The 20,866-nt window shown below is 71.2% G+C and carries 19 protein-coding genes; 11 read left to right on the forward strand and 8 right to left on the reverse strand.

Annotated features, from left to right (window positions below):
• The first annotated feature begins 5 nt into the window (after positions 1–5).
• The 11 genes from AB0J57_RS27415 to AB0J57_RS27465 all read left to right on the forward strand — a co-directional run bounded on the left by AB0J57_RS27415 (position 6) and on the right by AB0J57_RS27465 (position 12,539).
• Entirely contained in the window at positions 6–1,124 is a 1,119-nt protein-coding gene (locus tag AB0J57_RS27415) for a carbon-nitrogen hydrolase family protein (RefSeq protein WP_366130963.1), read from the forward strand.
• Positions 1,121–2,233, forward strand: coding sequence for a cupin domain-containing protein (locus AB0J57_RS27420; protein ID WP_366130964.1), 1,113 nt, complete (start codon positions 1,121–1,123; stop codon positions 2,231–2,233). Before AB0J57_RS27415 ends, AB0J57_RS27420 begins: the two co-directional genes overlap by 4 nt.
• 180 nt (positions 2,234–2,413) lie before the next feature.
• Positions 2,414–3,319 carry a fumarylacetoacetate hydrolase family protein gene (locus tag AB0J57_RS27425; protein WP_366130965.1) on the forward strand — a complete coding sequence of 302 codons (906 nt, stop codon included), beginning with the start codon at positions 2,414–2,416 and terminating at the stop codon, positions 3,317–3,319.
• Between the two features lie 35 nt (positions 3,320–3,354).
• On the forward strand, positions 3,355–4,149 hold the full coding sequence (locus AB0J57_RS27430; RefSeq protein ID WP_366130966.1) for an Asp/Glu racemase: 795 nt from the start codon (positions 3,355–3,357) through the stop codon (positions 4,147–4,149).
• 55 nt (positions 4,150–4,204) lie between these two features.
• Complete coding sequence (locus AB0J57_RS27435; RefSeq protein ID WP_366130967.1) at positions 4,205–5,032, forward strand: PaaX family transcriptional regulator C-terminal domain-containing protein; 828 nt, start codon at positions 4,205–4,207, stop codon at positions 5,030–5,032.
• Positions 5,033–5,479: 447 nt separating this feature from the next.
• On the forward strand, positions 5,480–6,427 hold the full coding sequence (locus AB0J57_RS27440) for an ABC transporter permease (protein ID WP_366130969.1): 948 nt from the start codon (positions 5,480–5,482) through the stop codon (positions 6,425–6,427).
• Entirely contained in the window at positions 6,424–8,382 is a 1,959-nt protein-coding gene (locus tag AB0J57_RS27445) for a dipeptide/oligopeptide/nickel ABC transporter permease/ATP-binding protein (protein WP_366130971.1), read from the forward strand. The genes AB0J57_RS27440 and AB0J57_RS27445 overlap by 4 nt, the downstream gene beginning before the upstream one ends.
• Positions 8,379–9,452: an oligopeptide/dipeptide ABC transporter ATP-binding protein gene (locus tag AB0J57_RS27450; RefSeq protein ID WP_366130972.1), complete on the forward strand. Its 1,074-nt coding sequence runs from the start codon at positions 8,379–8,381 to the stop codon at positions 9,450–9,452. Before AB0J57_RS27445 ends, AB0J57_RS27450 begins: the two co-directional genes overlap by 4 nt.
• Entirely contained in the window at positions 9,434–10,993 is a 1,560-nt protein-coding gene (locus AB0J57_RS27455) for an ABC transporter substrate-binding protein (protein WP_366130973.1), read from the forward strand. The genes AB0J57_RS27450 and AB0J57_RS27455 overlap by 19 nt, the downstream gene beginning before the upstream one ends.
• An 87-nt stretch (positions 10,994–11,080) precedes the next feature.
• Positions 11,081–12,331 (forward strand): MFS transporter, encoded by a 1,251-nt coding sequence (locus AB0J57_RS27460; protein WP_366130974.1) that lies wholly within the window; start codon positions 11,081–11,083, stop codon positions 12,329–12,331.
• A gap of 22 nt (positions 12,332–12,353) precedes the next feature.
• Positions 12,354–12,539 (forward strand): hypothetical protein, encoded by a 186-nt coding sequence (locus AB0J57_RS27465; protein WP_366131083.1) that lies wholly within the window; start codon positions 12,354–12,356, stop codon positions 12,537–12,539.
• A gap of 150 nt (positions 12,540–12,689) precedes the next feature.
• On the opposite strand, the gene AB0J57_RS27470 is transcribed toward AB0J57_RS27465, so the two are convergent.
• Genes AB0J57_RS27470 through AB0J57_RS27505 form a run of 8 tightly spaced genes read right to left on the reverse strand, consistent with a single transcriptional unit; the run spans position 12,690 to position 20,866 of the window.
• The gene (locus AB0J57_RS27470; protein WP_366130976.1) at positions 12,690–13,955 is read right to left on the reverse strand and encodes an MFS transporter; all 1,266 of its coding nucleotides are present in this window, start codon (positions 13,953–13,955) and stop codon (positions 12,690–12,692) included.
• On the reverse strand, positions 13,952–14,773 hold the full coding sequence (locus AB0J57_RS27475) for a DUF364 domain-containing protein (RefSeq protein WP_366130978.1): 822 nt from the start codon (positions 14,771–14,773) through the stop codon (positions 13,952–13,954). Before AB0J57_RS27475 ends, AB0J57_RS27470 begins: the two co-directional genes overlap by 4 nt.
• 58 nt (positions 14,774–14,831) lie before the next feature.
• Positions 14,832–15,611, reverse strand: a complete 780-nt coding sequence (locus AB0J57_RS27480; RefSeq protein WP_366130980.1) for a phytanoyl-CoA dioxygenase family protein — start codon at positions 15,609–15,611, stop codon at positions 14,832–14,834.
• Positions 15,612–15,649: 38 nt separating this feature from the next.
• Complete coding sequence (locus AB0J57_RS27485) at positions 15,650–16,684, reverse strand: pyridoxal-phosphate dependent enzyme (protein ID WP_366130981.1); 1,035 nt, start codon at positions 16,682–16,684, stop codon at positions 15,650–15,652.
• A gap of 16 nt (positions 16,685–16,700) precedes the next feature.
• Positions 16,701–17,471 carry a methyltransferase gene (locus tag AB0J57_RS27490; RefSeq protein WP_366130982.1) on the reverse strand — a complete coding sequence of 257 codons (771 nt, stop codon included), beginning with the start codon at positions 17,469–17,471 and terminating at the stop codon, positions 16,701–16,703.
• 52 nt (positions 17,472–17,523) lie between these two features.
• Positions 17,524–19,107: an ATP-binding cassette domain-containing protein gene (locus AB0J57_RS27495; protein ID WP_366130983.1), complete on the reverse strand. Its 1,584-nt coding sequence runs from the start codon at positions 19,105–19,107 to the stop codon at positions 17,524–17,526.
• A complete protein-coding gene (locus AB0J57_RS27500; RefSeq protein WP_366130985.1) occupies positions 19,104–19,922 on the reverse strand; it encodes an ABC transporter permease subunit in 819 nt (272 codons plus the stop codon). The genes AB0J57_RS27495 and AB0J57_RS27500 overlap by 4 nt, the downstream gene beginning before the upstream one ends.
• Complete coding sequence (locus AB0J57_RS27505) at positions 19,919–20,866, reverse strand: ABC transporter permease (protein WP_366130987.1); 948 nt, start codon at positions 20,864–20,866, stop codon at positions 19,919–19,921. The genes AB0J57_RS27500 and AB0J57_RS27505 overlap by 4 nt, the downstream gene beginning before the upstream one ends.

The raw sequence follows: 20,866 nt of genomic DNA on the forward strand, positions 1-20,866 counted from the left end.
CACAGATGGAGCGACAGATGGACCAACGGATGGAGACACTGCCCCGCTTCACGGCGGCCGCCGTACAGTCATCACCCGTCTACCTGGACCCCGCGGCCACGGTCGACAAGGCCGTCTCCCTCCTGGCGGAGGCCGCCTCCCACGGCGCCGAACTGGTCGTGTTCCCCGAGGTCTTCGTCCCGGGCTATCCCTACTGGAACTGGACCATGAACCCGGTCCAGGGGTCCCCCTGGTTCGAGCGACTGTGGCGGGCCTCCGTCGACATCCCGGGCCCGCACGTGGACGCGCTGCGCGCGGCGGCCCGCCGGCATGGAGCCGTTGTGGTCATCGGCGTCAACGAACGAAGCCCGCACAGCCTCGGCACCCTGTACAACACACTGCTCACCATCGGGGCGGACGGCGAACTCCTCGGCGCACACCGCAAACTCGTCCCCACCTGGGCGGAGAAACTGACCTGGACCGGCGGTGACGGAAGCTCGCTCACGGTCCACCACACGCCCATCGGGCCGCTCGGCGCGCTCGCCTGCGGCGAGAACACCAACACGCTCGCCCGCTTCACCCTGCTCGCGCAGGGGGAGCTCGTCCACGCGGCGAGCTACATCGCACTGCCGGTGGCGCCGGAGGACTACGACATGGCGGACGCCATCGCCGTCCGTACCACCGCCCACAGCTTCGAGGGCAAGGTCTTCTCCGTCGTGGCCTGCTCCACCATCTCCCCGGAGATCGTGGACACCGTCGCCGAGGACGACGAGGACGTACGCCGCATGCTCGCCCGCCGCCGCAGCGCACTGTCCGGGATCTTCGGCCCCGACGGCCGCCCCGTCACCGAGCCGCTGATCGACGACGAGGGCATCGTCTACGGCGAGATCGACCTGGCCAAGTGCATCCAGCCCAAGCAGATGCACGACATCGTCGGCCATTACAACCGCTTCGACGTCTTCCGGCTCCGCGTCGACAACACGCCACGCAGCCCCGTCACCTTCACGGCCGACCCGGCCCACCGGGCCGCCGCCGCGCCGCTCCCGCCCGACAGCACCGGCTGCACCGGCAACGCCGACAGCACCAGCACCTCAGGCAACGCCGACCGCACCGACCCCACCGGCACCACGAAGGAGGACTCATGACCGCCGAGTACGACGACGACAGGCTGGGCCGGGCCCGCGTGTCCGACACCCCTGAACTCACCGCCTACTACGCCGAGCTCGCCGAACTGGACGCCGGAGCCCTCTGGACCGTCGCCAACGACATCGAGCCCTGGTACCCGCAGCCGAAGTCCGTACCCGTCCTGTGGCGGTACGAGGAACTCCGGCCCCTGGTCCGCAAGGCCCTCGACCTGGTGAAGGCCGACGACGCCGGACGCCGCGTCGTCATGCTCGTCAACCCGGGGCGCAAGGACGTCAGCGCCGCCGCCGGACTCCTTTACACCGGCCTGCAGATCATGGGGCCGGGGGAGTCCATGACCGCCCACCGCCACCAGGCCGCGGCCCTCCGTTTCGTCCACGAGGGCACCGGCGCCTGGACCATCGTCGACGGCCAGAAGCTGAAGGTGGGTCCCCGTGACTTCGCCATCACCCCCAACGGCACCTGGCACGAGCACGGCAACGACGCCGACGACGCCCCCGTCATCTGGCAGGACGGCCTCGACATCCCCCTGGTCAACGCCCTGGACGCCGGCTTCTACGAGGTCCACCCGGAGCTCTACCAGGCGCCCGGAAAGGTGATCAACTCCTCCGTCCTCACCTACGGCGGCAATCTCCTGCCCTATGGGGCGGAGAAGTGGACACGCCCGTATTCGCCGCTGCTCGCCTACCCCTGGGAGCCGACCTACGAGTCACTCCGCAACCTCGCCAGGGCCACCGAAGGCTCCCCGTACGACGGCGTCATCGCCGAGTACACCAACCCCGTCACCGGCGGCTCCGTCATGCCCACCATGGGCGCCCACATGCAGCTCCTGCGGCCCGGCCAGGCCACCAAGGCCCACCGCCACACCGGTTCGGTCATCTACACCGCGGCAAAGGGCCGGGGTTACTCGATCATCGCCGGACAGCGCTACGACTGGCAGCAGGGCGACATCTTCTGCGTCCCGTCCTGGGCCTGGCACGAGCACGCGAACCTCGACCAGGGCGAGGACGCCTGCCTGTTCTCCTTCAACGACTTCCCCGTGATGCGCTCCCTCGGCTTCCACCGCGAAGAGGCGTACCCCGACAACGGCGGGCACCAGCCCACCGTGTGAACCGCCGCCGCGCCGGTACCGCCGGCCCTGACACCGGTCACCGGCGCGGCGGTGTACCGGAGCGATCCCACCCCACCCCGCATCGCCCCGGCAACGGGGCGGCGGTGAGGCGACATCGTCCTCACCGCCGCCCCGATCCCGTACCTCCTTCTCTTCCCCACCACCCTCCAAGGAGCCGTCATGCGACTCGTGACCTACACCGTCGGCGATGCGCCCGCCCGCCTCGGCGCCCAGCTCGATGACCGTGTGCTCGACCTCGCCGTCCTGGCCGGTCACCACGGCACCGACCTGCCCCAGGACCTGCTCTCCTTCATCCGCGCGGGCGACGACGTCCACAACACGGCGCGAAACCTGCTCGCCGGCGATCCGTCCGCGTGGCCGGCCGACGCCGTCCACGGCCCCGGGGACGTCGTCCTGCACGCCCCGCTGCGCCCCGGCAAGGTCATCGGAGTCGGGCTCAACTACGTCGAACACGTCGAGGAATCCAGCCGCAGCCTGGACACCGACAAGGACCTGCCCCCGCGCCCCGTCCTCTTCAGCAAGCCCGCCACCGCGGTCACCGGCCCCGGACAACCGATCCTGCACAACGGCGACCTCACCCAGCAGCTCGACTGGGAGTGCGAGCTCGCCGTCGTCATCGGCCGGACCGCCTTCCGCGTCAGCGAGGAAGACGCCTACGACCACATCTTCGGCTACAGCATCGTCAACGACATCAGCGCCCGCGACCAGCGCCGCTCCGGCCAGTGGTTCTTCTCCAAGGGCCAGGACTCCTACGCCCCCTTCGGCCCCGCCGTCGTCACCGCCGACGACATCCCCGACCCGATGGCCCTGGACCTCGAACTGCGCGTCAACGGCGTCACCAAGCAGAAGTCGAACACCCGCCACATGCTCTTCCCCATCGCCCGGCTCATCGCCGACATATCCTCCGGCGTGACCCTGGAGCCTGGCGACGTCATCGCCACCGGCTCCCCCTCAGGGGTCGGCGCCGGAATGGTCCCCCCGGAGTTCCTCGTCCCCGGCGACACGGTCGAAGCCACCGTCGAGCACATCGGCACCCTCACCAACCCCGTCATCGACGCCCGCTGACCCCGCGCTCGCTTCAAGCCCACGAGGAGCCTCCCATGCCCCATCGCACCTACCGCATCGGCCAGATCGTGCCGAGCTCCAACGTCACCATGGAAACCGAGATCCCGGCCATCCTCCGCGCCCGGGAAACCATCGAGTCCGAACGCTTCACCTTCCACTCCAGCCGCATGCGCATGACCCATGTCACGCCCGAGCAGCTCAAGACCATGGACGCCGACTCCGACCGCTGCGCCGTAGAGCTCTCCGACGCCCGCGTGGACGTCCTCGGCTACGCGTGCCTGGTCGCCATCATGAGTATGGGCCTCGGCTACCACCGCACCTCCGAGGAGCGCCTCCACCGCCGTACGACCGAGAACGGCGCCCCCGCCCCCGTGGTCACCAGCGCCGGCGCCCTCGTACACGGCCTGCACACCCTCGGCGCCAAGAAGATCGCGCTCGTCGCCCCGTACATGCGGCCGCTGACGAAGACGGTGGTGGGATACCTGGTCCACGAGGGCATCGAGGTGCTCGACTACGAAGCGCTCGAAATCCCCGACAACCTGGACGTCGCCGCGCACGACCCGGCCAGGCTGCCCGGAATCGCCCGCGCCCTCCAGTACGGCGACGCGGACGCCGTCGTCCTTTCCGCGTGTGTCCAGATGCCCTCCCTCGGAGCCATCGAGGAGGCCGAACAACTCCTCGGCAAGCCCGTCGTCTCCGCGGCCGTGTGCACCGCGCACCAGATGCTGCGCACCCTCGATCTGCCGGCCGTCGCGCCCGGAGCGGGCCACCTCCTGTCGGGCGCGTACGCGGAGACGCCTCTGCCGCAGCGGGGGGCGACCGCCGGATGACCGTGCCGTACCGACAGCTCGGTAGGATCGCCACCGCACACGACGGAAGGCGATCATGTCGGACAGCCCCCTCAGGCCCAGCTCGTTGATCAACACGGTCTACGGAGCGTTCCTGCGCCGTGCCGGGGGCTGGATCTCCATCGCCGACCTGATCGTCCTGATGGCCGAACTGGACGTGGACGGACAGGCGGTGCGCTCGGCGATCTCCCGCCTGAAGAAGCGGGGCATCCTGGAGCCCGAGCGGCGCCGCGGCGCCAACGGCTACCGCCTCAGCCCGGCCGTCCACCCCGTCTTCGACGAGGGCGATCGCCGCATCTTCGGCAGCCTCGAGCCGGCGGACCTGGCCGACGGGTGGGTGATGGCCGTCTTCTCCGTACCGGAGTCGGAACGTTCCCACCGCTACCAGCTCCGTACGCGGCTGACCTGGCTCGGCTTCGGCAACATCACTTCCGGAGTGTGGCTCGCCCCCGGCCGTCTCCTCGACGACGCCCGCACCACCCTCGACCGGCTCGGCCTGAGCGAGTACGTGCATCTCTTCGCGTCGCGGTACGTGGCGTTCAGCGACCTGCGCACCTCGGTCAGCTCCTGGTGGGACTTCCCGGCGATCCAGGCGCAGTACGCCGCGTTCACCGACGCGTACGCCCCCATAGCGGAACGCCTCACGCGGCAGGAGGACACCGACGACGCGGAGGCGTTCCGCCACTACGTCCCGATGCTGACGCAATGGCGCCGGCTCCCGTATCTCGACCCGGGACTGCCGAAGGAGCTCCTTCCCGACGACTGGAACGCGGTGGCCGCCCGCCAGGTCTTCCAGCAGGTGCACGGGGTGCTGGCCGAGCCGAGCTTCCGGCATGTGCGGAGAGTGACTGGCCTGGAGGGGTAAGACCCCGGCGCATGCCGAGTACGGCCACCTTGCCTTATTACGTGTAACTACCAGGTGTGCGCCGCAATCGAGTCGCTTGTTAATACGTGTAACGCGCGAGGCGTCACCATCGCGGCTAGTTACCCAACGTTTATAGAGTAGCTATAGCGGGCGGCAAAACTCCGCTATAGCCTCACCTGTGGATGGACACCTTGTCCTCTGCCGCCTCGGGAACCCGGAGCGCGGCCGTCGGACCCGCCCGTTGCGCGTACCCGTCGAACGGCCGGGCCGAAGTGTTCGTACCTTCCCTCCTCTGCTGAGCGGTCCCTCTCCGTGGTCGTGTCCGGCACAGCCGGCCGGAGAGCCCCAATGTCGTCGCCCCAGGTCACCCTTCATCGGTGCCAACGTGCGGGCGACCTCCCACCCCTGCGTCCATCTACCAGTTGCACTACTCGCGACGAGGTGAGCATGGCAGTTCTCCGGCTGGTGGTCAGACGGTTGTTGTCGTCGGTTCCACTGCTGTTCCTGGTCTCCGCCCTGACCTTCGTGCTGGTGTCCCTCGTCCCGGGAGACCCGGCCAGAACGATCGTCGGCCAGCACGCCACCGTCGAGCAGTACCGAGCCGTACGCGGCCAGTTGGGCCTGGACGAGCCGCTGCCCGTCCAGTACGGGGAGTGGCTCGTACGCGTCTTCCACGGTGATCTCGGTTCTTCGCTCTTCAGCGGTGAGCCGGTGACGTCCGTACTCAACAGCCGCCTGCCCGTATCGCTCTCCCTGATCATCGCCGGGACCCTGGTCTCCGGGGTCCTGGGTGTGGCTCTCGGGCTGCTGAGCGCGCGCCGCGGCGGCCTTCTGGTGAAGGCCGTGGACGGCCTCTCGCTCCTCGGCTTGGCGGTGCCCGCGTTCTGGTTCGCGCTCGTCCTGATCGCGATCGGGTCCGTGCGGCTGCGCTGGTTCCCCGTCACCGGGTACGTGCCGTTCGCCGACGACCCGGGCGAATGGGCGCGGTCGCTCGTCCTGCCCGTCCTCTCGCTGTCGCTGGGCGCCGTCGCCATCATCGCCAAGCAGACGCGCGACTCGGTCCTGGACACCCTCGGCCGCGACTTCATCAGGGTCATGCAGGCCAATGGATTCACGCAGCGTTCGGTCCTCTACCGGCACGTCCTGCGCAACGCCGCCCTGCCCGTCGTCACCGTGCTGGGTGTGGTGCTGGTCGGTCTCCTCGCCGCCGCCGTGTTCGTGGAGACGGTGTTCGCCATGCCGGGGCTCGGCAGCCTCACCCAGCAGGCGACCGTCCAGCACGACATCCCCGTCATCCAAGGCGCCGTCCTGTACATCACGGTGCTGGTGGTGGTCGTCAACCTGCTGGTCGACCTCGCCTACGGCCGGCTCGACCCGAGGGTGCGTGCCTCATGACCACCTCCACAACATCGGTCTCCGCGACCGACAAGGGCGTGAAGACGCCCCATGTCGTACGCCGGGTCCTGCGCCGCCCCGCCGGCGCCGTCTCCCTCGGCTGGCTGGCCCTGCTGACGGCCGCCACGCTCGCGGCACCGCTCGTCTCACCGTACGGCCCGCTGGACCAGGACCTCGGCCACGTGCTGGCAGGCCCCTCCGCGGACCACCTTCTCGGCACGGACAACCTGGGCCGCGATCTCCTCAGCCGACTGCTGTTCGGCGGCCGCTCCACCCTGCTGGCCGTCGGCGAGGCGCTGCTCGTCTTCCTCCTCGTCGGCGTCACCCTGGGGCTGACGTCCGGGTTCCTGGGTGGCTGGGTGGACTGGCTGACCGTCCGCACGGCCGACCTGCTGTTCGCCCTGCCCGGGATCATCATCGTGCTGGTCGTGCTGTCGGTGTTCCCGGGCAACCTGCATGCCGCGATGATCACCTTCGGGGTGCTCGGCAGCCCCGGCATGATCCGCATTCTGCGTTCACAAACACTCAGCGTTCGTGAGGAGCTGTACGTCGCGGCCGCCAGGGTCGCCGGGCTGAGCCGCACGCAGATTCTCCGCCGCCACATCCTCCCTCGTCTGACCAGCATGGTCATCGTCCAAGCGGCCCTGTTCGCCGCGATCGTCGTCACCATCCAGGCCGGCCTCGGGTTCCTGGGCCTCGGGGCCCAACCGCCCCACCCCTCCTGGGGAGGCTTGATCGCTGACGCGTCCCAGGCCATCGACCGCGCACCGTGGATGCTCGTGCCCACGGGAGTCCCGCTCGTTCTCACCGTCATGGCCCTCGGCCTGCTCGGGGACGCCGTACGCGACGCGGCCACCGAGGGCTGGTCCGTCTCCAAGATGGCGGCACCGGGGAAGGTCTCATCGGCGCGCCGGGGAACGGCGGCCTCAACGACCGGCGCGCCGTCCGCCGTCGTGACGGAAGAGGCCGTCTCGACGGGCCCCGCCGCCCTCCTGTCGGTCCGGAACCTGTCCATCGAGATCGGCGGGGTCACGGTCGTACAGGAAGTGAGCTTCGACATCAGGGCGGGTGAAACCGTCGGTGTGGTCGGCGAGTCGGGCTGCGGCAAGTCGGTGACCTCGCTCGGCATCCTCGGGCTCGTACCGGGTGGCGGAAGGACCGTCGACGGACAGGTGCTCTTCGAGGGGACGGATCTCGCCGGGTCGGCCGCGGCACTCGCTCGGGTACGCGGGGCAGGCATCGCCTACGTGTCCCAAGAGCCCATGGTCGCCCTCGACCCCACCTTCCCCGTCGGCCGCCAGCTCGCCGAAGCGGTACGCCGGCACCAGCGGTGCGACCGGCGCACCGCGCGATCGCGGGTCGCCGCACTCCTCGACATGGTGCACATCCCGGATCCGGCCGCGGTATCGAGGCGCTATCCGCATCAGCTCTCCGGCGGCATGGCCCAGCGCGTGGCGATCGCTCTCGCGCTCGCGGGCAACCCCAAGCTGCTGATCGCCGACGAGCCGACGACGGCGCTCGACGTGACGGTCCAGTCGGAGATCCTCGCACTGCTGCGCGACCTCCAGACCCGGACGGGGATGGCGGTGCTCATCGTCACCCACGACTGGGGCGTGGTGGCGGACCTGTGCCACCGCGCGGTCGTGATGTACGCGGGCCAGGTCGTCGAGCAGGCGGAGGTCGAGCAGCTCTTCACCCACCCCCGCCACCCCTACACCGCGGGGCTGCTGGCCGCGAACCCCCACGTGGCGGCGGGCGGCGAGCCACTGCCGACCATCCCCGGCACGGTGCCCGCCCCACGAGAGTGGCCGCTCGGCTGTCGCTTCGCCGCCCGGTGCGCGCTGGCCGACGAAGTCTGCACGGCGAAGCCGGTGACCCTCACGGCGCCGGCCCCCGGCCGGCTCACGCGGTGTGTCCATTCCCAGCGGCTCCTCGTGGAAGGCACCGGCCCATGACTCATCAGTCCACGACTCATCAGCCTCTCCTCGACGTCGAGGACTTGACGGTCGAGTTCCGCCGGCGTCGCCGCACGCCTCCGCTGCGTGCGGTGGACGGCGTCTCCCTCAGCATCGCCGCCGGGGAGACGGTGGGACTCGTCGGCGAATCCGGCTCCGGCAAATCCACCCTCGGCCGCGCCGTCCTGGGCCTCAGCCCCGTCCATTCCGGCCGCATCCGGTTCGAAGGCCGTGACATCACCCATGCTTCGCCCCGTACGCGACGGGAGCTGAGCGCCCGACTACAGGTGGTGTTCCAGGACCCGTACTCCTCGCTCAATCCGGCCCGCACCATCGGCCAGGCACTGGCGGAACCACTCATGGTCCACCGCCGGACCGACCAACGGCAGGCCCGCGAGCGCATCCGGACCATGCTGGAACGCGTGGGCATGCCCCCGGACACGGCCCACCGCTACCCCGGTCAGTTTTCCGGGGGGCAACGCCAGCGGATCGCCATCGCCCGCGCCCTCATGCTCGAACCCCGGCTGGTCATCTGCGACGAACCGGTCAGCGCCCTGGACCTGTCCATCCAGGCCCAGGTCATGAACCTGCTGGCCGACCTGCAGAAGGACCTGGGCCTCAGCTACCTCTTCATCGCCCACGACCTGCCCGTCGTACGGCACCTGTCGCACCGCATCGTCGTCCTCTACCGCGGCCGGGTCATGGAATCCGGCCCCGCCGAAGCGGTGTACGCCGACCCCGTCCATCCGTACACCCAGGCGCTGCTGGCCGCCGTACCCGAGCCCGACCCACGGGCCCAGCGGGCCCGCACGGCGAACCGTATGCCGAACCCCACAGCGACGCCGACACCAGGAGAGCCGGCATTCGCCGGCTGCGTCTTCGCCCGGCGCTGTCCACTCGTCGTCGACCTGTGCCACAGCGAGCGGCCCCACCTGCTCCCCGTGGCGGGGAGACGCTCCAGTGGCGACCGAGCGGTCGCCTGCCATCGCTCCACGGATCTTCATCCGGCGCACCCGCCCACTCCGGTGCGTCCGACAGGCAAGGAGGCACCATGTTCCGACAGCGCATGAGAGGCGGCCTGGCGGCACTGGCCGCGGTCGCCGTTTCCGCCACCGCGTGCAGCGGACCGGGATCGACGTCCGACGACGCCGGAGGCGGCGGCCGGGGCGGCACCCTCACGGTCATCGCCGCCGGCGCGCCGGCGAGCCTCGACCCCGCCAAAGCCAACGTCGGCTCCGACAACTGGTTCGTCAACCTCGCCTACGACACCGTTCTGAGGCAGGGTCCGAAAGGCACCGTGGAGGCCGGGCTGGCCACCAGGTGGGGCTACACCGGCAGCGGCAACACCGACTTCGAGTTCACCTTGCGCCGCGGCCTGAAATTCGCCGACGGCACTCCGCTGGACGCCAGGGCGGTGGCGGCCTCACTCGACTACAGCCGCAAGAACGGCCTCAACGTCTCCTGGACATCCGCCATCGAGTCCGTCACCGCCACCGGTCCCCTCACCGTGCGGATCCACTGCTCCAGTCCGCACCCGAATCTGCCGCAGCTCATGACCCAGGTATTGATGGTCGGCTCGGTGATCAGCCCCAAGGGCCTGTCCTCACCGGCCGAAATGGGCACACGGTCCTTCGGCGCCGGTCCGTACGTCCTCGACACCGCACACACCGCTTCCGGCGACCACTACACCTACACCCCGAACCCCCACTACTGGGACAAGAAGAAGATCCACTGGAAGAAGGTGGTCATCAAGGTCGTCGGCAACCCCAACTCGGCGCTCCAAGCGGTCAGGACGGGACAGGCCGACGCCATGGCCATCACCGCCAACCAGGTCGACACCGCGAAGGCGGGCGGACTGGAGATCGTCGGCGCGCCGAACGTGTTCATGGGGGTGAACCTCGCCGACCGCCAGGGCACGCTGGCCCCGCCGCTCAAGGACCTGCGCGTCCGTCAGGCCCTCAACCACGCCGTCGACCGCAAGGCGATCACCAAGGCCATCGTGCAGCAGCACGGCCACCCCACCAGCCAGATCTCCCTTCCGGGGCTCGACGGCTTCGCGGCCGACTACGACGACCGCTACCCCTACGACCCGGCCAAGGCCAAGAGGCTCCTCGCCGAGGCGGGATACCCGAACGGTTTCTCGCTGAAGATGGAGACGCAAGGCTTCTTCGGAATCGACCTCGTCACGCAGGCCGTGGTCCAGCAGTGGAAGCAGATAGGCGTCAACGCCGACGTCACCACCGACACCAGCGTCGGTCAGTGGCTCGCCAGCGCCACGTCCAAGAAGTACCCGGCGCTCGGCTTCGGCTACGGCGGCGCGACCACGTACGCCCTGTCACTGGACTGGATGCTGCCGCACGCCACCGCCTTCAACCCCTTCGCCACCTCGGACCCCGAGCTCACACGCATGCTGAGCGAGGCCGCGGCCGCACCCGCCGACCGTCGGCCGGCTCTGTACCAGGACGTCATGCGCTACGTCGTCGACCAGGCGTGGTTCGTCTCCGTCCTGCGCATGGACGGCCTGTACGCCTACAACGGCAAGAAGCTGACCGGCTTCACCGCGGCCCCCAGTTACCTGCCCGACCTGGCATGGAGCGTGGCGCCCAAGTAACCGCACACCGCGGCCGTCCACTGCGCGGGCGTAGCCGTCCGGGCCCGATCGACATCAGCAATCTCCCGCACCACGCCGAGGTGTCCCATGGCAGAAACACCCACCCAGTCCTCCGACCTCCCGACCGGAAACGAACGCGTCACAGCCGCCGGCCGCCGCGTCATCGTTCTCGTCTTCACCGTCCTCTTCCTCGACGGGTACGACACGACCTCGCTCGGATTCGTCGTCCCGTCGCTCGCCCGCGAATGGGGCCTCGCCCCCGCCGCCTTCACGCCCGCACTGGTCGCCACCAACGTGGGTGTCGTCATCGGATACCTGTTGTGCGGTGCCATGGCGGCCCGGTTCGGGCGCCGGAACGTCATCGTGGCCGGCACCACCCTCTTCGCCGCCGGTTCCGCGCTCACCGTCCTGGCGGACGGCATACCCCAGATGACCGTGATCCGACTGGTGACCGCCCTCGGCCTGGGAGTGGTTCTGCCCACCTCCATCTCGCTGGCGGCGGACCATGCGCCACGAACCCGCCGCGGCATGGTCACGGTCGGAGTCACGCTGGCCCTCAGCGTCGGAGCCATGGCCGGAGGACTGCTCGGCGGCCGTCTGATCACCGGCTTCGGCTGGACATCCGTGTTCTGGCTGGGCGCGCTGCTTCCGCTCGCCATGCTGCCCGCCCTCCACTGGGGCCTCCCGCGCACCGACAGAGTGCCATCGGCGAAGGTCCCCGGCCGCCGGGCGACCCGCGCCACGGTCGTCACCCTCCTCTCCCGCGGCGTGGCCGCCAGTACCGTCCTGTTGTGGGCCTTCGCCTTCCTGGCCTTCACCACGGCCTTCGCCCTCCAGGCGTGGCTCCCGACCCTGCTCACGACGGGATACGGACTGGCCCCCGCACAGGCACCGCTCGGCTCAGCCGTGCTCGGCTTCGGCGGCGTCGCCGGGGGCATCCTGCTGGCCGCCCTGGCCGCCCGGTTCGGCGTTCCCCGCTGCCTGGTGGTTTCGGTACTGCTCGGGGCGCTGTTCCTCATCGGCGCCGGCCTGGTGTCGTCCGTGACGCCCGGACTCTTCCTCACGCTGGCGGCAGCGGGTGCCGGCATCACGGCCGGTGTCATCGGCCAAGCCGCCCTCGCGGTAACCCTGTACGAACCAGCCGCCCGCACCCCCGGCATCGCCTGGGCCGCCGCCTTCGGCCGCCTCGGCTCCATAGCGGGCCCCGCCGCCGTCGGTGCCCTGGTCGCGGCGGGCCTCACCGGCCAGAGGGTCCTTCTGCTGACGGTCGTACCCCTGGCACTGGCGGGGGCTGTCGCCGTCATACTGACCGCACGTATCCGACGCACCCCGACGTAACCGGAGCAGCGAGGTACGAGCCGTGCAGCGGGAGCTCGCCGCCGATCCCCGCGTCGCCTACAAGAGCGACGGGTGCCTCTACCGCTTCGTGCCCACCACTCGGGGCGACCTCTCCCGCGGCACCCTCCAGGTCCAGCGCGGCACCATGGGCTCCAGCAGCGGCGGCATCACCTACGAGGTGACCGGCCCCTTCCGTACCACCCTGTGAGGGCGGTCGGCTCGTGAACGCGTCGGTCCCCAAGAACCGAGCGGGATCTTGGGGACCGACCGTGCGCCTGGCCGGCGGTGGAGCGACAGCGGGCGCACACCCCCGTGAGCTCCGGGGTGTGCTCGACTTCGGCGAACCCGGTCGACTGGGTCACCCGGGGGTGGAGCGCGCGGCCACTCGGGCGAAGAGGAGCGCCACGAGGGTCAGACCGCCCAGCGCCGCGGCCGTACCCGGGTATCCGCCGAGGGCGAGACCGACTCCGCCGAGGCCCGCCCCCAGGAACACGCCGAAACTCATCCCGGCCGCGTTGAGGCTCAACGCCGTGCCGCGCAGCGAGCCACAGCGTCGTACCAGCAGCGTGGTGACGCAGGCCGCCACCGTCGCGTGACCGGCGCCGATGAGGGCGGTCAGCGGCAGGGCGAGGAACAGTGAGTGGGTGAAGAACACGCCCACCAGGGCCGACAGCGCCACCACCAGGGCCAGCGTCATCAGCCGCTCACTGGACACCTTCGGCCGCTCGGCGCTCAGCAGCCGGCCGGCGACGAGGTTGCCGAGGAAGAACGAGGTGCCGCTCAGCGTCCAGACGATGGCGAACGGGCCCGGGGCAAGGCCGAAGCGCTCGTCGTAGAAGGCCGCCAGGTAGGCGAGGTACCCCATGAACGCCGCCGTCCGCAGCATGGCGACGAGGAGCAGCGGCACCACGCCGGGGAGGGCGCCCAGCAGTTTGAACGAGGCGAGATAGCCCGGTCGCGCCGCCTTCTCCGTGCCCTCCTCGCTGTTGTGCCCGGGGGGCTCGGCACGGCGGCCCCGGAGGAGGAAGAGCACGGTGAGTACGGAGGCCACGGCGGCGATCGCCCACAAGTCGCCCTGCCAGCCCCACAGCACGGCCGGCAGCGCCACCAGAGGGGCGGCCAGCAGTGCTGTGAGCGACTGGGTGGCGGTGATGAGGGTCGCTGCCCGGCCCGCGGCGGCGTCGTTGTCGAAGCGGTCGGCGGCCGCGGCCGTGAGCGCCGGGTTGAGCACGGCCGTACCGGCGCCGACGAGCAGGCAGAACGCCGCCAGTAGCAGGAACTCGCCGGTGGCGCCGAGAGCGGCGGAGAGGGCGAGTACGGCGAGCCCGCCCGCGGCCGCCCAATCCTTGCGTACCCGGTCGATCAGCGGAGCCAGAGCCGTACCCACGGCCAGGGCGGCCAGGCCGCCGAGGCCGCGCAGTTGGCCCATGGCCGCGACGCCGCTGTCAGAAGCGTGGGCGATGGGGACGAGGAAGGTGCTGAAGATGGTGAACGGCACCAGTCCCACGGCCGAGGCGAGCATGAACGGCCACAGGGTGCGGGTCATCCGCAGATCGCTGGGGACGGCGTCGGTGCCCACTTCCGCGTTCGCCCGCACCGCCGGGTTCTTGGTCTCGCTGCTCATGCGCCTGCCGCCCGGTACCGGTACAGCGCGGTCTCGTCGGCGCTGAACTGGGAGAAGGGGAACGGCTCGGCGGACAGCGCGGTGACACCGGCGCCCAGGAAGGCGCGGGCGACGGCGCTGCCGGTCTGGGCGTACACGACGAGCGGCAGTGCGTTCTTGCGGCAGTGGTCGAGGATGACGTCGAAGCTGCCGTTGCTGAGCGTCATGCCAGTGGCGACGACCGCGTCGGCGTCGGCCAGCACCTGTTCCATGTCGTCGGTGACCGGGTCGCCCCAGTTGGTGGTGCGGAGGTTGAAGTCGCAGGGCAGCGGGACGCCGCCCTGGTCGCGTATCGCCGCGACGAGCGGGTTGACGACGCCTATCAGCGCGACCTTGGCGCCGGCGGGAATGTCGAGCAGTCCGGCGACGGCCGCGTCCCGGGCCTGGGCGCGGGTCTCGGGCGTGCCGGTCGGCAGTGTGACGGTCTCGGCGGCGGGGGAGCTGCGGTGCGGCTGGACGCGGCCCAGGTAGGCGTCGAGTGCGGCGATGCGTACGGGCGCCGACTCGTGCCGAATGAGGTGGTCGAGGGTGTGGCCGGAGGCGTCCGCGCAGAAGTCGGGGGCGAGCTCGCCGGCCTCGAAGGAGCAGGCGCCGAATGCGTCCCCGGACCGCAGCAGCAGGTAGCTGTTGCGGTAGGTGACCTGGCTGCCGGCCAGCCGGGTGGTGTGGTGGAGCCAGAACGCGCTGGTGACGGCCAGCTCCTGAGGCGGCTGACCGTAGGCGCCGTCAAGGACGGCCTGCTGGAGATCGGCCACGGAGTGCGGCTGCATCGGAGTCATGAGGGGTGCTTTCTGTTGCGTCATGGCTTCTGTGGCCATGGGTGGATACGGGAGTGGCTCAGGGAAGGTCGGCCAGGAGCTCGGGCCGGTACGGCAGCTCCGCGAGGGCCGGACGCCCGGCGGGCTGGAAGCACAGCAGCAGGGAGCGCCGGTCGCGGGAGGACGTGTTGGGCCCCGAGCGGTGCACGATGAGGCCGGGGAACATCAGGACGGACCCGGCCGGGGCCTCGATGGTCACCGCGCCGCTGACATCGGTACGCGCGGCGTCGACCAGCAGCCCGGTCGGCTCGGCCCGGTCGCGCGGGGCGGGACCCGCCAGGTGGCTTCCCGGGACGATCGTCAAGGCGCCGTTGTCGGCCGTGACATCGTCCAGGTAGATCATCGCGGTGGCGATGTTCCGGGCGTCCGGGCCCGCGCAGCAGTACCAGTACGGGTAGTCCTGGTGCCAGTGGTACGCGGAACCAACGCCCGCCCGCTTGAAGTTGAGCTTCGAGGTGAACGGCCCCAGCCGGTCGGCGTCCAGCAGCCGGCGCATGGGCCCGGTGAGCCGTTCGTCGGCCCACAGGGCGTCCAGTGCGGGGTCCAGGTGCGTGACGGGTGAGAGGCTGCGTACCGCGGGCGGGCGGGCGTCCGGCTCCCAGTGGACGGTCGTGCCGTCCACCGTTTCCAGCCGGTGCCCGTCCGGCCACACGGTGACCTCGGTCTTCCCCTCCAGGGCGTGCCGGGTCACCCGGGCGAGAGCGGACTCCGCGGCCTGGCTCAGAGCCGCTGTCTCGGCCGGGGTGAACAGCCGCGGAAGCAGTACGTAACCGCGGGTGCGCTCGTCGTCGAGGACCATGGCACGGCACCTTTCGAGTGGGGAGGGGACGCGGAGGGTCAGGCCGCGCCGGGGACCAGGAGCGGTTCGTCGCGCAGCAGTGCGCTGTCGCGGGGCGGCCAGTTCATCGTCGACCAGGGGTGCCGCAGCTCGTGCTGCTCCGTCACCTCGTGGGGGCGCATGGCGCCGAGCCCGCGTGCCTGGCCGTGGTGGGCGTAGGCGCTGTCGACGTACCGGTGACCGGTGTCGGCGGCGAGGAAGACGTACGTCCTGGAGTCGTCGCGCTCCCGCTCCCAGAGCGTGGCCAGGTACGCCGCGCCGGCGGAGAGCCCGGCGAAGATGCCGCTGGCCCGGAGGAGTTCGACGGCGCCGGACATGGCGTAGTCGAAGTTCACCCAGTGGATCCGGTCGTACAGCTCGTGGCGGACGTTCTGGAACGGGATGGAGCTGCCGATCCCGGCGATGATCATGTCGGGGTCGGAGACGTGCTCGGCGCCGAAGGTGACACTGCCGAACGGCTGGACGCCGACGAGCGTCACGTCACGGCCCGCCTCGCGCAGGTAGGTGGCGATGGAGCCGGTCGACGCGCCGGTGCCGACTCCGCCCACCAGGGCCAGCGGCCCTTCCGGGACCTCCTTGCCGATCAGGTCGGCGACGTCCCGGTAGCCCAGGTAGTGGATGGAGTCGTGGTACTGGCGCATCCAGTGGTAGCCGGGGTTCTCGCGCAGCAGTTCGCCGATCCGCTCCACGCGCAGGTTCTGGTCGAGGCGCAGGTTCTTGGAGGGGCGGACCTGCTCCAGCGTGGCGCCCAGGATCTCCAACTGGACACGGAGCGTCCGGTCCACCGTCGTCGAGCCGACGATGTGGCACTTCAGGCCGTAGCGGTGGCAGGCGAGGGCCAGCGCGTGGGCGTAGATGCCGCTGGAGCTGTCGATGAGCGTGTCACCGGGCTTGACCTGGCCGGTGTCCAGGAGGTGGCGTACGGCGCCGAGCGCCGAGTAGAGCTTCATCGTCTCGAAGCGCAGACAGACCGCGCCGGGCGGAACGGTCACCACATCGGGTTCCTTGACCGCTTCGGCTATGTGCTCGTGCATGTCCCTCTCCTCCGGGTCAGGCGGCGTGGTCGCGGCGCAGCAGCTTGAAGAGGTACGCCTGACAGTTGTCGCCCTCCCAGGTCTGGCGGTGCGTGATCCGCGGCGCGAACCCGGCCTCGATGGCGTACTTGACGATGTTCTTGAGCTCTGAGGTGTTGGACACGACCAGGTGCACCTCGCCGTCGGGGGCGAGCAGGTCCCGGTCGACGATCTGGTCGAAGAAGCGGGCCACGATGTCGATGCCCACGCAGACGTTGCGGACGACCGTCGGGTCGTCGCTGGTCTTCGTGCTGACCGCGGGCGGGTTGAAGGTGATGACGTCCAGCCGGGCCGAGGCGGGGAACTCCTCGAAGAGGTTGGAGACCAGCGGGCGGAAGACCGTGCCCGGGCGGTCGCCGACGATCAGCTCGTAGTGGGCGGCGGCCGTGGCGACGCTGTCGGGGTGGATGTCGGCGGCGTAGATCTCGCGGGCGCCCTTGATGCCCGCGATCACGGCCTCGACGCCGAGTCCGGCGCCGATGGCCGCGTACGACCGTCCCTCCAGCGGGATGGTGCCGTCCAGCAGCCGGTCGTGGATGATGCGGCTGGTGTCACCGGGCTTGAAGACGCCGGGCGGCAACTGGAAGGTCCAGCCGTTGTACGTGTACGTGCGCTGGGTGTGGATGTCGGACTTGGAGCTGTTGATGGCGAGGATCTCGTCCCGGGGCAGCGTGTCGGGCAGCGAGTCCAGCAGGGCCCAGGCGTCGTCCTGTGACGTGGCGGCGCCGGCTGCGGCAGGGTCGCTCATGTGTCCTCCGTGATCGGGGTGTTGATGGGTGAAGTCGTGGGGAGTCGGGGCGTCAGGCGCCGGACGCGGACGGGGCGGTAGCCAGGTCGGTGGCTGCCAGGGCCGTACCGAGGTCCATGGCGCGTACCAACTGCCGGGTGATGGTGGCCCGGGGAGCGCCGAGGATCTGTTCGGGTGCGCCGGTCTCGACGACGTGGCCGCCGTCGATGACGACGATGTGGTGCGCGACCGCCGCGAGCAGCTCCAGGTCGTGACTCACCCAGAGCAGCGCCGTGCCGTGTCGCTCGCGGAGCCGGGCGAGTTCGGCGAGGACCGCTTCGGTCGCGTCGGCGTCCAGAGCGGTGGTGATCTCGTCGCAGACCAGTACGTCCGGGGCGGCGAGCGCGGCGCGGGCGAGCGCGGCGCGTTGCAGTTCGCCGCCGGACAGGCCGCCGGGGCGCCGCTCGACGGTGGCCGCGTCCAGTCCGAGCCGGCCCAGCAGGGCCAGGGCCTCGCCCCGCGCCTCGTCGGCTGCCAGGCCCCGCAGCCGTACGGCGGTACGGGCGACCTGCTCGGCCACCGGGCGCCGCTCGTCGAAGGAGCTGCGCACCTCCTGCCAGACGTACTGCACCCGCCGCTTCTGCTCCGCCGTGCGGCGGCGCAGCACCGGCAGCGGGGTGCCGTCCAGGAGCACTGTGCCGCGGTGGCGTTCGTGGAGTCCGGCGACGCAGCGCGCCAGGGTGGTCTTGCCGCTGCCGGACAGGCCGGCCACACCGACGCAGGCCCCGGCGGGCAGTTGGAGGCCGACCCCGTGCAGAACCGGGCCGCGGCCGCGGCTGTGGAGGTGGGCGGAGAGGTTCCGTACGTCCAGCACCGGTGCGCCGTCCGGCTCGCTGGGCGTGTGGCGTGCTGCCGTCACCCGGCGGCGGGCGGGCAGGGCGTCGTCCGGGCCGCCCTGTGCGGTCACGCGTCCCCGTCCGAGCACGACCACGTGGTCGGCGAGGGCGCGCACCAGGTCGTGGTCGTGGCTGAGCAGCAGGATGGCCAGGCCGGTGCGGGCGAGCGCGGCCAGCTCCCCGGCCAGCCGCATCCGGGTCACCGTGTCCAGCCCGGTGCTGGGCTCGTCGAGCACGAGGACCCGTGGCCGGCACACCAGGGTCTGGGCGAGCGCGACACGCTGGCGCTGCCCGCCGGAGAACTGGTGCGGGAAGCGCCGTTCGGTGTCCCGCCCGGCGGGCAGTTGCGCGGCCTGGAGCCCTTCGGCGGCCAGGACCCGGGCCTGGTCGGCCGGGTGGTGCAGCCGGGCCAGTTCGGTGAGGACGGCGCCGGTGCGGCGGGCCGGGTTGAGGGCGCTGCCCGGATGCTGGGGCATGTACGCGACCAGGCGTCCGCGCAGGCCGGTGGCCGCCTCCTCGGTGATCCCGGACTCGTCCACGACCGTGACGGACCCGGCTCGCACGCGCCCGCTGAGGCGAACGCCGGGGCCGCACTCGCCCAGCAGCGCCAGGGCGGCCGTGGTCTTGCCGCTGCCGGAGGGGCCGACGAGCGCGGTGACGTGGCCCTCGTACAGGTCGAAGCCGACCGTGTCGAGGAGCACGGTGTCCCCGGCTCGCGCGGTGAGCCCGCGTACCGTGACCAAGGGCGTCTTCGAGGTCATCGCACGGCCTCCTGCGTACGGCGGGAGCGGGCCAGCAGGCGGTCGGCGAGCAGGTTGAGCCCCACGGTGAACATGACGAGCATCGCGGCGGGCGCCAGCACGGCCCACGGCTGGAGCAGCAGCGCCTCACGGCTGCGGGAGATGCTCACCGCCCAGTCGGGCGCGGTCGGGTCCAGGCCGAGGCCGAGGAAGTTCGCCGAGCCGACGAGGAAGACCGCGAGAGTGATACGGGTGCCGATGTCGGCGGCCACGGGGGAGAGCACCGAGCGTGCCACGTGGTCGAGTTGGATACGCGCCCGGGATTCGCCCTGCACGCGCAGCGCTTCGGTGACGGGGCCGCTCGCCGCGTCCAGGGCGGCGGCCCGCACCAGGCGTGCCACGGGCGGGACGTTGACGGCCGCGACGGCGAGGGCGATGGCGACGGGTGAGCCGCGCCAGCCCACCGCCACCACGCTGATCACCAGCAGGGTGGGCAGCGGGAGCAGCACGTCGAGCGGGCGGATCAGCAGCTCGTCGGCCCAGCGGCGGCGGGCGGAGGCCGCCAGCAGGCCTACGGCCCCGCCCACCAGGTAGGCGACCGCGACCGCGCCGAGCGCCATGCCGAGCGCGCTTCGTCCGCCGTGGAGGAGCAGAGCGAGGACGTCGCGCCCCAACCCGTCCGTGCCGAAGGGGTGTTCGCCGCCACTGGCCGCGTAGGGGGCGAACACTCCCGGCCGGGCCGGCTCGGCGAACCACGGGCCCAGCAGGGCGATGCCCAGCGGCAGCGCGAGCAGCACCACGCCGGCCGGCGCCGTCGGCAGTTTCACGCGCTTCACCGGAGCACCTCCGTCCGTGGTACGAGTCGATGGGAGACGAGATCGGCCGCCAGGCTGAACAGCAGGGCCGCGGCGGCGACCACCAGGGCCAGGCCCTGGACCGTGGGTACGTCCCGTGCCTCGACCGCGTCGACGAGCGCGGTCGCCACGCCGGGGATCGCGAAGACCGCCTCGACGATCAGCACGCCGCCGACCAGGTTGTCGCCCACCCGGGCCAGTTCCTGGACGCCGGGCACGGCCGCGTTGGGCAGGACGTGCCGGAGCAGCAGGGCCCGGCGCGGCACGCCCAGGCGCCGCGCCTGGGTGACGTAGTCGGCCTTGAGGACCGTCACCATGCCGGCCCGCACCTGCCGGGACAGCAGGCAGATCATGCGGGCCGCCACCACCCCGACCGGCAGGACCAGCAGCGCGGGCTGCCCGATCAGATCGGCCGCGCCCACCCCTACCCAGGTCGCGGGCAGCCAGCCGAGCCGGAGCGACAGACCGGCCACGAGCAGCAGCGCCAGGACGAAGTCGGGTACGGCGTTCAGGGCGAGCGTCACCGAGGTGACCGCCCGGTCCAGGCGGCCGCCCTCCCGCAGCCCGGAGACGATGCCGAGCAGCACCGCGAGGGGGACGACCACCGCGAGGGTCACCGCGGCGAGCACCAGGGTGATGCCGGCCGACTCGGCCAGGATGTCCAGCACCGGGCCGCCGCTGACCAGCGACGTGCCCAGGTCACCGGTGAGTACGCCCCCGGCCCAGTCCGTGAAGCGTTCCAGGGCCGGCCGGTCCAACCGGAGCTGCTCGCGCAGCGCCGCGACCTGCTCGGGTGTGGCGTCCTCGTTGTTGCGGACGTCGGCCGCGTCACCGGGCAGCAGCGACGTCAGCAGGAACACCAGCACCGTGAGCAGGGCCAGTTGTACGGCTCCGAGGGCGAGGCGTTGCAGGGCGTACCCACGCAT

Origin of the sequence: Streptomyces sp. NPDC049837, from assembly GCF_040674455.1 — a bacterium.
Lineage (GTDB): Bacteria > Actinomycetota > Actinomycetes > Streptomycetales > Streptomycetaceae > Streptomyces.